Below are 13618 nucleotides of genomic sequence, written 5' to 3' on the forward strand. Positions count from 1 at the left end.
AGCACTTTGGGGTTATGGGTCCTCGGATTAAACCCGAGAATGACGGGAGAGGTATGTCGAATCACACGCTGTATTGATGCAACGCTCACTCTCCTATCTCCGCCCGGTAACAGCCATGGGCAAGCCGCCATCGGGTTGGGTGGTCAGCTTTTGTACCGGCCATGGCTTACCGGTGCCGACCGTATCGAAGCGGAAGCGGTGCAGCAGTGTTGCAAGCGCGATGATGGCTTCCTGCAGGGCAAAGCTGGCGCCGATGCACACGCGCGGGCCGGCGCCGAAGGGCAGATACTGGAAGCGGTCGATCTTGTCGCGATTATCCGGGTGGAAGCGGGCGGGCACGAAAGCTTCAGGGTTGTCCCAGTAGAGCCGGTGGCGATGTACGGTCCATGGCATGACCAGAATGGCCGAGCCCTTGGGAATAAACAGGTCCTTGTACTGATCGTCTTCCACCGGCTCGCGATTGATCGAGGGCGCGGGCGGGTAGAGCCGCATGGCTTCCTCAAATGCTGCGCGGGTGAGTGGCAGGGCGTTCAGCCAATCATGCGGCGCGGGCAAAGGGTCCTGCTGCATGAAGGCATCGATTTCCTGCTCGATCAGGTCGCGCTCCCACGGCGCCTGTGCCAGCAAATAGAGTGTCCAGCCCAAGGCGCGCGCCGTGGTTTCATGCCCGGCGCCGATGAAGGTGATGATATTGTCTTCAATCTCCGCACGCGACAGCCCCTCCGGTCCTTCCGCCCGCAGAAGCAGCGTGAGGAAATCATTGGGAACCTTATCGCCGTCACGGTCCATCCGTGCCTTGCGCAGGACGATGGTCTCGGCAACGATCTTGCGGAAGAAAGCCAGCGCTCGGCGCCCGCGTATCTGGGTAAAGCGCGGCAGCCAGCTTGGCGCACCGAGAAGGTCAAGCGGATCGACGCGGCCCATCGTCTCGAACAGCCGGTCAACCTCGTGGGCAAATTGATCCGCTTCCCCGGCGATTTCGCCTGAAAATAAAGTTTCCGCCAGAATGTCATAGGTGAGCATCGTCATATCGCGGGAGACATCGACGGTTCCGGCCACGCTTTCATAGCGCTGGGCAAAGTTTTCGGTCGTTCGCTTCATCGCTTCGGCAAAGCCATTGATATGGCGCGGGGTGAACACCGGGGCCATGGCCTTGCGCGAGCGCTTCCATGTTTCGCCTTCGGCAGTCAAAAGCCCATCGCGCAGAATTGGTCGCAGGATGCGCTGGCGCACTGCCGCCATTTTGTAGTTCTTGGCATTGTCGACAAGGATGTGCCGGATAAGGCCGGGATCATTGGCAATGATCGTGTGCTGGAAGGCCCAGTCGATTGATACCCATGGTTCGTTGTAGGAGGGCTCGCCCCATAATTCGAGTGGATTGCGGTAAATGGTGCGGATTAGCTCAATCGTACCAACCGGTCCCGTACGCGGTATCGGTGCAGGGGGAATGAATGCGGTTCTGACAGTGTCCATTTGGCAGCCTCCAGAGCCACGATGTGGGTATAATTATTCCCAATGTCCACTAATTTAGCCATCATCCGTGGATAGCCTGGTGCTCAAGAATTGGAAAAACCCACATTAACCACTATATCTAAGTCTGTAACCGGGCATGATTCGCCCGGGTCCTTCACGCCAGCTCACGGCGCCAAGAAAAGATTGAATTTATATGAGTGATACACCTGAGATGACGACCGGAACTTCACCGGAATATGGTGCAGATTCCATCAAGGTTCTCAAGGGGTTGGATGCTGTTCGCAAACGCCCAGGCATGTATATCGGTGACACGGACGATGGTTCCGGTTTGCACCACATGGTTTACGAAGTCGTGGACAACGCAATTGACGAGGCACTTGCCGGTCATGCGACCCGCGTCACCGTGACGCTTAATCCCGACGGTTCCTGCACCGTTACGGATAACGGGCGCGGGATTCCCACAGATATGCACGAAGAAGGCGTCTCGGCTGCCGAGGTCATCATGACCCAGCTGCATGCGGGCGGTAAATTCGACCAGAATTCCTATAAAGTGTCAGGTGGCCTGCACGGCGTCGGTGTTTCTGTGGTCAATGCACTGTCGGTCTGGCTGCGCCTGAAGGTTCGCCGTCAGGGCAAGGTTCATGAGATGAGCTTTACCCACGGTGTTGCTGATGCGCCGCTCAAGGTGACGGGCGACTCGAATGGCGAGACGGGTACGGAAGTATCCTTCCTGCCATCAACAGATACGTTCACCATGGTCGAGTTTGACTTCAAGACGCTGGAGCATCGCCTGCGCGAGCTTGCGTTCCTGAATTCAGGTGTCCGCATTTTGCTCGCGGATCGTCGCCATGCCGATCCGGTTGATCTTGAACTATTCTACGAGGGCGGACTGACCGCCTATGTCAAATATCTCGATCGCACGAAGAAAGAACTGGTCAACGAGCCGATCTACATTCGCGGTGAGCGCGATGACACCACGGTGGAAGTCGCCATGTGGTGGAACGACAGCTACCATGAGAACGTGCTGTGCTTCACCAACAACATTCCGCAGCGCGATGGCGGCACGCACCTTGCCGGTTTCCGTGGTGCGCTGACGCGCCAGATGACCGGTTATGCCGAAAGCTCCGGACAGGCCAAGAAGGCAAAGGTTACGCTGACTGGCGATGATTGCCGCGAAGGTCTGACTGCTGTTCTCTCGGTCAAGGTTCCCGATCCGAAATTCTCGTCGCAGACCAAGGACAAGCTTGTTTCGTCCGAAGTGCGTGCGGTTGTCGAAAGCCTTGTCAACGAGGCGCTGTCAAGCTGGCTCGAAGAGCATCCGGCTGAGGGCAAGATTCTTGTGGAGAAGGTCATTCAGGCCGCATCCGCCCGTGAAGCTGCGCGTAAAGCGCGCGACATCACCCGCAAGAACTCGCTCAGCATCAGCTCACTGCCGGGCAAGCTTGCCGATTGTCAGGAACGCGATCCGGCAAAGTCGGAAATCTTCATCGTCGAGGGTGATTCTGCCGGTGGTTCTGCCAAGGGCGGACGTTCGCGCCAGAATCAGGCCATCCTGCCGCTGCGTGGTAAAATTCTCAACGTCGAGCGCGTCAAGCTCGACCGCATGCTTTCCTCCGACCAGATCGGCACGCTGATTCTGGCGCTGGGCACCAGCATTGGTAAGGATGAGTTCAATCCGGACAAGCTGCGTTACCACAAGATCATCATCATGACGGATGCTGACGTCGATGGCGCGCATATTCGCACGCTGTTGCTGACGTTCTTCTTCCGCCAGATGCCTGAATTGATCGAGCGTGGCCATATCTATATCGCCCAGCCACCGCTTTATAAGGTGTCGCGTGGCAAGTCCTCGCAATACATCAAAAACGAAGCTGCTTTCGAGGAATTCCTGATTGAATCGGGTCTGGAAGAAGCATCGCTGGAATTGACCAGCGGCGAAGTGCGCACCGGACCCGACCTGCGCGCCGTCATCAATGATGCGCTGGCTGTCCGGCATCTGCTAACGGGCCTCAATACCCGTTACGACCGTGCCGTTGTGGAACAGGCGACCATCGCCGGGGCTCTCAATCCTGAAGCCATTTCCGATACGCCACGCGCCGAGCTTTTGGTGAAGGAAGTTGCTGCCCGCCTCGATCTGATCGCCGAAGAAACGGAAAAGGGCTGGTCCGGACGCCTCGCAACGCCTGATGATGGTGTTGATGGTTACGTCCTTGAGCGCTCGCTGCGCGGTGTGAAGGAAACTGTAACACTCGATATGGCTTTGATCGGCTCCGCCGATGCACGCCAGCTCGACCGCTACTCGCCGCGTCTGCAGGAAGTTTACGGCAAGCCGCCGGTTCTGCGCCGCAAGGAGAAGGTCGAATCCCTTGCCGGACCAAGCACACTGCTGGAAGCAGTCTTTGCCACGGGTCGCAAGGGCCTGTCGCTGCAACGCTATAAGGGTCTGGGCGAAATGAATGCCGACCAGCTGTGGGAAACCACGCTTGATCCGAATGCGCGTTCACTGCTGCAGGTGAAGGTCAACGACGCGACCGATGCCGATAGCCTGTTCTCAAGGCTGATGGGCGATGACGTTGAACCGCGCCGCGAATTCATTCAGGACAATGCGCTAAGCGTCGCCAATCTGGACGTGTAAGGTTTAAGCGAAATCCACTGCGGGCGTTGTCGTCAGGCAACCGCCCGCAGGTCGAAGTCCGCATGAATGACATCGAACGGTACACAAACTTTGGCGTCATTTGTGCGCGCTACGAGACCCCATTCGATCAATGCAGTAACGTCATCATGAACGCGCTTGACGTCGCGCTGAAGTGAACGTGCAAGTCCGCGAATACTTGTCGGGCCAATTTTCTGCAAATGTTCGATCAGGTCCCATCGCTTTGGCGTGATGACTGAGAATAGCTGCGCTGGTGAGCTGAAGGTGAACGTTGCTGCCGGTTCGACCTTGCCATTGTGCCAAGCATGCAGAAATCCGTCCGCCGCATCCTGCAGAATGGCTTGCGCATCACTGCGTATCTGGATCGTTGCTCTCTTCATCTGATCATCCTCTTGCGAATTTCGGCATAAAAATCGTTGATCAGTGCTTCTGGAGAGCTAAAGCGGTAGGGATGTTCGTTGCCGTCAAGATGGCAATGATCGCCCTTTCCACGTTCATTATCGTAACCAACGATTCGCACGTTGTTTCGACCCCAGTACAGCCGATATTTGTATAAATGGGTGCTCCCTGCGACTGGTGCCGGGACTTTCCAGATCACCATTTCCAAGATAGCGCCGTCTGGAAATACACTCTTATACCTGTAAATTATATCGGCTCTCGTGTTGTCAATCATGCCAACGATCTCAGTTGTTGTCAATTCTGCCAACGCTAGTATCAAGCTGCGATTCATTGGCCGAGAACCATTACGAGAATGGGAATTAATTTCCACGATCCACAGGTTGCAGCAGGTCGGTATTGCCGCCCGCGCACAAATGCGGCGGCTATTATACTTTTGTACAATTACTATCTTGCCTGTTCGCCGGTGACATGATCTTTTGTCGAAGAAGAAGTGCGTGATGCCGGAATTGATGAAACGATTTATCGGTGCTTGCGCCTTGCCGAACAACCGGATTGGGAATTGAAATGCAGCCTGTCTTTGATGGTCACAACGATGTGCTTTACCGGTTGTGGAAACATTCAAGAGACGGAGCCGACCCGATCAGGGAATTCATCGACGGCACCACATCAGGGCATATCGACAAGAAGCGTGCGCTGAAGGGCGGGTTGATCGGCGGACTTTGTGCCATCTATGTCCCATCCGGCGATCTCGCCTTCAAGGCGCCGGATGCAAAAGGTCATTATTCCACCCCGCTTGCCGCGCCTTTGGAGCGTGCGCCCTCTCTCGATATTTCGCTGGAAATGGCTTCAATTGCGCTGCGTCTCGAACAGGCGGGCGGTTGGAAATTATGCCGGTCCACTGCCGATATCGAGGAAGCGATGGGCAAGGACCTTTTTGCTGCGGTTTTGCATATTGAGGGCTGCGAAGGTATTGGCGCTGATCTTTCCGCGCTGGATGTCTTCTATGCTGCCGGTTTGCGCTCTCTGGGGCCTGTCTGGAGCCGCAACAATGTTTTTGGCCATGGGGTTCCCTTTGCTTACCCGATGGACCCCGATACGGGCCCCGGTTTGACCGCCGCTGGCGAGGATCTCGTCAAGGCCTGCAATCGCCTCGGTATTCTTGTCGATCTCGCCCACATCACCGAAAAAGGTTTCTGGGATGTCGCCCGTATCAGCGATCAGCCGCTGGTCGCCAGCCATTCCAATGTTCATGCGCTGACCCCGGTCGCCCGCAATCTGACGGACAAACAGTTCGACGCTATCCGGGAGCGCAAGGGGCTGGTTGGCCTGAATTATGCTGTGGCGATGCTGCGTCCTGACGCGCGCGAAAATGCCGACACGCCGCTCAGCGATATGGTTCGTCATATTGATTATATGGTCAATCGCATGGGTATTGACTGCGTGGCACTTGGCTCAGATTTTGATGGTGCTAAAATCCCCGGCGAAATTGGTGATGCAGCGGGCAATCAGGCGCTCGTCAACGCGCTGGGAGAGGCCGGATATTCTGACGAGGACCTTGCCAAGATTTGCCGCGGGAACTGGATGCGCGTTCTTGGGTCGGCCTGGCACGAAACAAACTGAAACAATACAAAAAACAGGGGTAATCATAATGTTGATCAATCAGATAAACGCAAAATTCCGACTGCTCGTCGGCAGCGCGGCGCTGTCAGCGCTTGTTGTGTCGGGCGTGCCTGCGTGGGCGGCAACACCGGCGGACACGCTTGTCGAAGCATGGGCGATTGATGATGTCATCACGCTTGATCCGGGCGAAGCATTCGAGCTCACCATGGGTGAAATCAACGGCAATACCTATGACAAGCTGGTTCGTCTCGATATTAACGATCCTTCCAAGATTACCCCCGATATTGCCGAAAGCTGGACGGTTTCTGATGATGGCCTGACCTATACGTTCAAGCTGAAGCAGGGCCTGAAATTCGCTTCGGGCAACCCGTTGACTGCCGAAGACGTTGCCTATTCCTTCGAGCGTGCCATCAAGATCGACAAGAGCCCGGCGTTCATTCTCACCCAGTTTGGCCTGAAGCCTGACAATGTGACCGAAAAGGCCAAGGCGACAGATCCGAACACCTTTGTCTTCACCGTTGATCAGCCCTATGCGCCGAGCTTTGTGCTCAACTGCCTGACCGCAACGGTCGCCTCGGTTGTCGACAAGAAGCTCGTCTCCCAGCACATCGTCGACAATGATTACGGCAATGCCTGGATGAAGACCAATTATGCCGGGTCCGGTCCGATGAAAATCCGCGACTGGCGTGCCAACGAAATCCTCGTTCTGGAACGTAATGACAATTATTACGGCACCAAGTCGATACTCAACCGCGTTATCTATCGCCATGTGAAGGAAAGCGCGACGCAGCGCCTGCTGCTGGAAAAAGGCGATATTGATGTTGCCCGCAATCTGGAACCGAACGATCTGGAACAGGTCGTCAAGAACAGCGACATCAAGACGACAAGTGCGCCAAAGGGCACAATCTATTATTTCAGTCTTAACCAGAAGAATGCCAATCTGGCCAAGCCAGAGGTGCGTGAGGCACTGAAATACCTCGTTGATTACGATGCCATCGGCGAAAAGCTGATTAAGGGTATCGGCGAAATCCACCAGACTTTCCTGCCGAAGGGCATTCTGGGCGAACTGGATGAAAAGCCCTATTCGCTCAACGTGGCAAAGGCCAAGGAGCTTCTTGATAAGGCAGGTCTGAAGGACGGCTTCTCGGTGACAATGGATGTGCGTAACGGCCAGCCGGTAACGGGCATTGCCGAATCCGTACAGCAGACATTTGCACAGGGCGGCGTCAAGCTGGAGATTATCCCCGGTGACGGCAAGCAGACCCTGACAAAATTCCGTGCCCGCACGCACGACATCTATATCGGCCAGTGGGGCGTTGATTACTGGGACCCGAATTCCAATGCGGAAACCTTCACCAGCAATCCTGATAATGCCGATACGGGCACCAACAAGACGCTCGCATGGCGCAATGCCTGGGACGTGCCTGAGCTGACCAAGGAAACCAAGGCCGCTTTGCTTGAACGCGACACGGCCAAACGTGCGCAGATCTACGTGGATCTGCAGAAGAAGGTTCTTGAAACAAGCCCGTTTGTGATGTTGTTCCAGCAGACGGAAGTTGCTGGTTACCGTTCAACCCTCAAGGGCCTGAAGCTTGGACCATCATTCGATACCAACTACGTCTTCAACGTATCGAAATGAACTGGGGCAAACGCCCAAGGCTGACACGATGACAACGACCGATACCCAACTGGAGGCCAGGCGCTCAGGCGCCTGGGTCTCCAGCCTTGCCCTTGCCATTGGCCGTTTTGTGCTGATCGGTGCAATCACCTTCCTTGGCCTTCTTGCCGTCACGTTCTTCATCGGGCGGGTCATTCCCATTGATCCCGCCTTGGCGATCGTTGGTGATCGAGCCCCGGCCCATGTGGTCGAACGTATCCGGGAAGAATATGGGTTGAACCTGCCGATCTATCAGCAGTTTATCCTTTACGTGAAAGGCGCGTTGCAGGGCAATTTCGGCAATTCGGTTTTAACGTCCAATCCTGTGATGACCGACATCCGCAGGGTATTTCCCGCGACCATGGAACTTGCCACTTTCGGTACACTCATAGGCACGCTTTTCGGCGTGCCTCTTGGTGTCCTTGCCGCTGTCAAGCGCGGTAGCCTTGTTGACCAGATCGTGCGTCTTATCGGTCTGATCGGCTATTCCATGCCAATCTTCTGGCTTGGGCTTCTGGCACTACTGGTCTTCTATGCCAAGCTTGGCTGGACCTCTGGCCCCGGCCGTATTGATGTCATCTATGAATACACCTTCACGCCCATAACAGGCTTCTATCTCCTTGACGCCGTGTTGCAGGGCAATTGGGAAGCCTTCCGGAATATCTTCTCCTTCATCATCCTGCCCGCCTCGCTGCTCGGTTATTTCTCGCTTGCCTATATCAGCCGCATGACCCGCAGCTTTATGCTGAATGAACTGGAGCAGGAATATATCGTAGCCGCCCGTGCCAAGGGCCTGTCCGAAACCCGTATCATCTGGGCCCATGCGCTGCGCAATGCGGCGGTGCCCCTGGTGACAGTCATTGCCCTGTCCTATGCCAATTTGCTCGAAGGTTCAGTGCTGACTGAAACAGTCTTTTCATGGCCGGGACTTGGCATGTACATCACCAACTCACTGCAAAACGCCGATATGAACGCTGTGCTTGGCGGGACTATCGTCATCGGCACAGTGTTCATCGCCATCAATCTTCTGTCCGATCTCCTGTATCGGGTGCTTGACCCACGGACGCGTGCACGATGAGCCAGACAATCAAGACACCACAACCCATGTCCCGCCGTGAATGGCTGATGAGTGACCGTCCGCAATCGCGCGTGCAGGCAAGGCTTGGCCGCGCCTATCTCGTCTGGGGCCGCTTTGCCAGCAACCGGCTCGCTCTCGCCGGTCTTGCCATCATCATCGCGCTGTTGCTGGTCGCCGCCCTGGCCAATGTTCTGGCGCCGCATTCGCCCGTCATTGGCGATTTGCGCAATGCGCGCCTGCTACCGCCCGGCGGTGACTATTGGCTTGGCACCGATGATCAGGGCCGCGATATTCTCTCGCGCCTGATCTATGGCTCGCGCCTGACACTCTATGTGGTTATTCTCGTCGCCATCATCGCGGCACCTATCGGCCTGATCGTCGGCACTGTCGCCGGTTATGCGGGTGGCTGGGTGGATTCGATCCTGATGCGCCTGACAGATATTTTCCTTGCCTTTCCAAAGCTCATTCTGGCGCTGGCGCTGGTCGCAGCCCTGGGACCCGGCATTGAGAATGCGGTCTTGGCCATTGCCGTCACCTCATGGCCACCCTATGCCCGTATTGCCAGAGCCGAGACGCTCACCATACGCAACTCCGACTATATTGCAGCCGTGCGCCTGATGGGCGCATCGCCCTTTCGGATTGTCCTGCGCCACATCATGCCGCTTTGCCTGTCCTCGCTCATTGTGCGTGTGACACTTGATATGGCTGGCATCATCCTGATTGCAGCCGGTCTTGGCTTTCTTGGCCTCGGCGCGCAACCACCACTGCCGGAGTGGGGTGCGATGATCGCTTCGGGCCGTCGCTTCATCATGGATCAATGGTGGGTTGCGGCAGCACCCGGCTTTGCCATTGTCATCGTCAGCCTTGGCTTCAACCTGCTGGGAGATGGCCTGCGTGATGCGCTTGATCCGCGGGGTAACAACCAATGAGCACCCTTTTGACAGTGAACGATCTACGGGTTCAGTTTCCAACCCGCACCGGGGTGGTCGATGCCGTGCGTGGCGTCTCCTTTACCCTTGGCCGTGAACGTCTTGGCATTGTCGGTGAATCCGGTTCTGGCAAATCCCAGACCGGGCGTGCCATTATGGGGCTGACGCCATCTCATGCGAAAATCACGGCGGAGACGTTGAATTTCGACGGGATCGATCTTCTGAAAGTCTCAGCAGCCGAACGGCGGTCGCTGCGCGGCAATCGTATCGCCATGATCCTGCAGGACCCGAAATATTCGCTCAATCCGGTGATGAGCATCGGACGGCAGATTGTCGAAACCCTGCGCACCCATGAAAAGGTCGGCCGGTCAGAAGCGCGCAAGCGGGCGCTCGACATGCTTGCCGCCGTGCAGATTCGCGACCCTGAGCGGGTTTTTGATCTGCACCCGCACGAAGTATCGGGCGGTATGGGGCAGCGTGCCATGATTGCCATGATGCTGATCACCGGGCCTGAATTGCTGATCGCAGACGAGCCGACCTCGGCGCTTGATGTCACCGTCCAGCTCGACGTTCTTGCCATCCTCGACAATCTGGTGCGGGACCGCGGCATGGGGCTGATCTTCATTTCGCATGATTTGCGGCTGGTATCCTCCTTCTGCGACCGGGTCATTGTCATGTATGCCGGACGGATCGTCGAGGAGATTGCCGCCAAGGACCTGCACAATGCCAAACATCCCTATACGCAAGGTCTTTTGAACTGCATGCCCAAGATTGGTGCCGATACCCATCCGCTCCCCGTCCTTGATCGCAAGCCGGAGTGGGCCGCATGACCATATCTCCTTCCAAAGCGCTTATTGTCGATAAACTTGAAGTGACATTCGACCGCTTCCGCGCGCTTCGCGGCGTCAGTCTTGACGTGATGCCGGGTGAATCCTTCGGGCTTGTGGGCGAATCCGGTTCAGGCAAGTCGACATTGCTGCGTGCCATTGCAGGACTGGCCCCAACGACACGGGGATCGATCACCGTCAACGGCAAGCTTCTCGGCAAGAGCCGCACCAAGGCATTTTACCGGGAAGTGCAGATGGTGTTTCAGGACCCCTATGGTTCTCTGCATCCGCGCCAGACCGTCGACCGGCTTTTGCTGGAGCCGCTGGCCGTGCATGGCTTTGCCGATATTGAAAAACGTATCCTGCGCGCGCTTGACGAGGTGGGACTTGGATCGAGCTTCCGCTTTCGCTATTCGCATCAGCTATCCGGCGGCCAGCGCCAGCGCGTGGCTATCGCGCGCGCTCTGATCCTTGAACCTTCCATCCTGCTTTTGGATGAACCGACATCGGCGCTTGATGCCTCGGTGCAGGCGGAGGTGCTGAACCTGCTCGAACAGATCCGCCGCGACCGCAATTTGACATTCCTCATGGTCAGCCATGATCTGGCGGTTGTGACCCATATGTGCGACCGGCTGATGGTGATGCAGAACGGTGCGGAAGTGGAGCGCCTTTCAGCTGATGATCTTGCGGCGCACAAGGTCACGCAGGCCTATACGCGCAATCTGCTTGTCGCCAGCGAGGGTTTTGTCCGGCCGGATGTACCCACCGCATAGGGTCTGTTTCACCGGATTTTTACCATACGCTGAGACTTGCCGCAGATCGTGACAATCTGAACGAATTTCCTAAAGGCGCATTTACGCCATTTCATCCATGGTCTGCCCAACACCGGAGCGGGCTATGAAAAAATTCAGAGATTTTCTTAAAGATACCAGCGGCGCAACTGCATTGACGTTTGGACTATTGCTTGTTCCGCTTCTCGGCGTGACAGGATTGGCCGTGGATTATACCCGTGCAAGCAGTGATCACGCGGAACTGCAGAATGCAGCAGATGCCGCGGTTTTGTGGGGCGCCTCTACGTACAATGGCAGCAATTTACCCGATGTGAAGGCCCGCATTCAGCAAAGTTTGCGCGCTAACCTTCCAGGCTTTGACGCTAGTGGCGCTACCTACGATGTGTCGGTTACGGACGATGTCCCTGCACGGATCAAGCTTTCGCTTGCGAGGCCGATGAAGACGACATTCATGCAGGTGTTGAGCCAAAATTCGATGGATATCGGGACCACTTCGACAGCTTCAGGGGCGTTGACGCCAAAGCAAGCAACAATAAAAGTCACGAACGTAAAAGGAATTTATTACAAGAAAATTTCCATTATTGTTGTTGGAGCCGATGGCGCTGAGAAACAAGTCGGCTCTATCGAATACAAATACATCAACAACACAGGGACATCCAATCCCGCAGTGGGATCAACGCCGCTGACCTTTGACTTGGGCACATACAAGTCGTTTTATTTTACCATGATCGTCAAGAAAGACGGCTGCGCTATTGGAATGAAGCCTTCGGGCAGGAATTGTGTGGATGCCCCCAAGGTAAAATCCAACGACCCTAAGAATCCTGGCATGGTCGATGATCCCAAATACCAGATCACGCCAGTTCCAAACAATCTAAACTTTGACAACGAGAATAAATTCTATGGCAATGATACGACCTATGCTTTCTTGGTCAAAAGCAACAGAGCGCGTGATGCTTGGCGGTTCGTTGAGGGCGGCGGTCAATCCACTGTGCCGAAAGATAGCGACACTCCGGTGATTATGGACAAACTTATGAACTGCGATGGTTCGGTAAAAAAACACGGTTGGGAAGATGGCGGTGGCGGCACACCGGACTTCGAATATACACTGACAACCGGGTGCGCGTTCGATTACTCACAAATTCGTCTAACCCAGTAATCATTAACACGAAGGCGGCGCGATTGACTTTGCTCTTGCGGCGCTCCATCATGACTTTATTCCGAGGGGGGCACTGTACAGTGCTGAGATAGCGTCGAGCTGGACCCTTGAACCTGATCCGGGTTATGCCGGCGTAGGAACGGGAATTGAGCACTCTCCACGCACTCTGCCTTGTCTTCGCACATATCCGGATCTCCACGCTTTTGATGGAGTCCCGCAGATGCCGTTTACCCTGATATCGCAATCATCATTTCTGTGACGATGTGATCGCCGTCATGGGCATGCTTGTCCGCATCACTGGCGCTTTGCTGGCTGTGCTTCTGTGCTGGCAGTTGGCTATCTGGGCTTTGCAGCCGCCGCGCTTCATCCTGCCGGGTCCCGGCTCAGTTTTTGTCGCCTTGATCGAGCAGCGCCACTATCTTCTGACCAATGCTGCCATCACCGTGCTCGAAATTCTGCTCGGATTGTTCTTTGGCGCTGTTGCCGGAATCCTGACCGCACTTCTCGTTGCTGGACTGCCCGGCTTTGGCCAGATCGTCTGGCCGCTCCTGCTTGTTTTGCAGGCACTTCCTGTCTTTGCCATCGCGCCGCTTCTGGTTCTCTGGTTCGGCTTTGGCCTTGCCTCGAAAGTGGTCATGGCGAGCCTCATTATCTTCTTTCCCGTGGCCTCCGCCTTTGCCGATGCGCTGCGCCGCACCAATCAGGATTTGCTGGATGCGGCAGCCCTGACGCAGGCAACGCCGCTGGCCACCCTGTTTCTGATCCGCGTTCCCAGCGCCTTGCCCGGTCTTGGCTCGGGCCTGCGCGTTGCGGCGGTCTTTGCGCCTATTGGTGCGGTGATTGGCGAATGGGTCGGCGCCTCGCGTGGGCTTGGCTTTGTCATGCTTCAGGCCAATGCCCGTATGCAGACCGACACGCTGTTTGCCGCCCTCATCATTCTCGCAGTGCTGACCATTGTCCTGCGTTTTCTCGTCGATGCTTTCGCCGCGCGCCTTACCCCTTGGATGCAGGTGTCATGATCAGAATTTTCGTTCG

At 56.0% G+C, this 13618-nt stretch carries 12 protein-coding genes and 1 riboswitch; of the genes, 9 read left to right on the plus strand and 3 right to left on the minus strand.

Features of this window, described 5'->3' with window-relative positions:
• Nucleotides 1-93: 93 nt before the first annotated feature.
• Nucleotides 94-1473, minus strand: coding sequence for a cytochrome P450 (locus AB4Y96_RS06165; protein WP_441916284.1), 1380 nt, complete (start codon nucleotides 1471-1473; stop codon nucleotides 94-96).
• 193 nt (nucleotides 1474-1666) lie between these two features.
• Between AB4Y96_RS06165 and gyrB the strand changes: the two genes are divergently transcribed.
• Nucleotides 1667-4108 (plus strand): DNA topoisomerase (ATP-hydrolyzing) subunit B, encoded by a 2442-nt coding sequence (gene gyrB / locus AB4Y96_RS06170; RefSeq protein ID WP_441916285.1) that lies wholly within the window; start codon nucleotides 1667-1669, stop codon nucleotides 4106-4108.
• Between the two features lie 32 nt (nucleotides 4109-4140).
• Here the strand turns inward: gyrB and AB4Y96_RS06175 are convergent, their stop codons facing one another.
• A complete protein-coding gene (locus AB4Y96_RS06175; protein ID WP_441916286.1) occupies nucleotides 4141-4506 on the minus strand; it encodes an HVO_A0114 family putative DNA-binding protein in 366 nt (121 codons plus the stop codon).
• Nucleotides 4503-4832 (minus strand): toxin-antitoxin system TumE family protein, encoded by a 330-nt coding sequence (locus AB4Y96_RS06180; protein ID WP_441916287.1) that lies wholly within the window; start codon nucleotides 4830-4832, stop codon nucleotides 4503-4505. The genes AB4Y96_RS06175 and AB4Y96_RS06180 overlap by 4 nt, the downstream gene beginning before the upstream one ends.
• 257 nt (nucleotides 4833-5089) lie before the next feature.
• Between AB4Y96_RS06180 and AB4Y96_RS06185 the strand changes: the two genes are divergently transcribed.
• The 8 genes from AB4Y96_RS06185 to AB4Y96_RS06220 all read left to right on the plus strand — a co-directional run bounded on the left by AB4Y96_RS06185 (nucleotide 5090) and on the right by AB4Y96_RS06220 (nucleotide 13602).
• Nucleotides 5090-6145 carry a dipeptidase gene (locus AB4Y96_RS06185; protein WP_441916288.1) on the plus strand — a complete coding sequence of 352 codons (1056 nt, stop codon included), beginning with the start codon at nucleotides 5090-5092 and terminating at the stop codon, nucleotides 6143-6145.
• 28 nt (nucleotides 6146-6173) lie between these two features.
• On the plus strand, nucleotides 6174-7784 hold the full coding sequence (locus AB4Y96_RS06190; protein ID WP_441916289.1) for an ABC transporter substrate-binding protein: 1611 nt from the start codon (nucleotides 6174-6176) through the stop codon (nucleotides 7782-7784).
• Nucleotides 7785-7812: 28 nt separating this feature from the next.
• Nucleotides 7813-8880: an ABC transporter permease gene (locus AB4Y96_RS06195; protein ID WP_091878798.1), complete on the plus strand. Its 1068-nt coding sequence runs from the start codon at nucleotides 7813-7815 to the stop codon at nucleotides 8878-8880.
• The gene (gene nikC / locus AB4Y96_RS06200) at nucleotides 8877-9809 is read left to right on the plus strand and encodes a nickel transporter permease (protein WP_441916290.1); all 933 of its coding nucleotides are present in this window, start codon (nucleotides 8877-8879) and stop codon (nucleotides 9807-9809) included. The genes AB4Y96_RS06195 and nikC overlap by 4 nt, the downstream gene beginning before the upstream one ends.
• On the plus strand, nucleotides 9806-10639 hold the full coding sequence (locus AB4Y96_RS06205) for an ABC transporter ATP-binding protein (protein WP_441916291.1): 834 nt from the start codon (nucleotides 9806-9808) through the stop codon (nucleotides 10637-10639). Before nikC ends, AB4Y96_RS06205 begins: the two co-directional genes overlap by 4 nt.
• Complete coding sequence (locus AB4Y96_RS06210) at nucleotides 10636-11409, plus strand: ABC transporter ATP-binding protein (RefSeq protein ID WP_441916292.1); 774 nt, start codon at nucleotides 10636-10638, stop codon at nucleotides 11407-11409. The genes AB4Y96_RS06205 and AB4Y96_RS06210 overlap by 4 nt, the downstream gene beginning before the upstream one ends.
• 124 nt (nucleotides 11410-11533) lie before the next feature.
• Nucleotides 11534-12583 carry a TadE/TadG family type IV pilus assembly protein gene (locus AB4Y96_RS06215; protein WP_175540541.1) on the plus strand — a complete coding sequence of 350 codons (1050 nt, stop codon included), beginning with the start codon at nucleotides 11534-11536 and terminating at the stop codon, nucleotides 12581-12583.
• 54 nt (nucleotides 12584-12637) lie between these two features.
• A riboswitch (TPP riboswitch) is annotated at nucleotides 12638-12740 on the plus strand.
• Between the two features lie 118 nt (nucleotides 12741-12858).
• Nucleotides 12859-13602 carry an ABC transporter permease gene (locus AB4Y96_RS06220; protein WP_441916293.1) on the plus strand — a complete coding sequence of 248 codons (744 nt, stop codon included), beginning with the start codon at nucleotides 12859-12861 and terminating at the stop codon, nucleotides 13600-13602.
• Nucleotides 13603-13618: the final 16 nt, after the last annotated feature.

Origin of the sequence: Phyllobacterium sp. TAF24, assembly GCF_052113785.1 — a bacterium.
GTDB lineage: Bacteria > Pseudomonadota > Alphaproteobacteria > Rhizobiales > Rhizobiaceae > Phyllobacterium.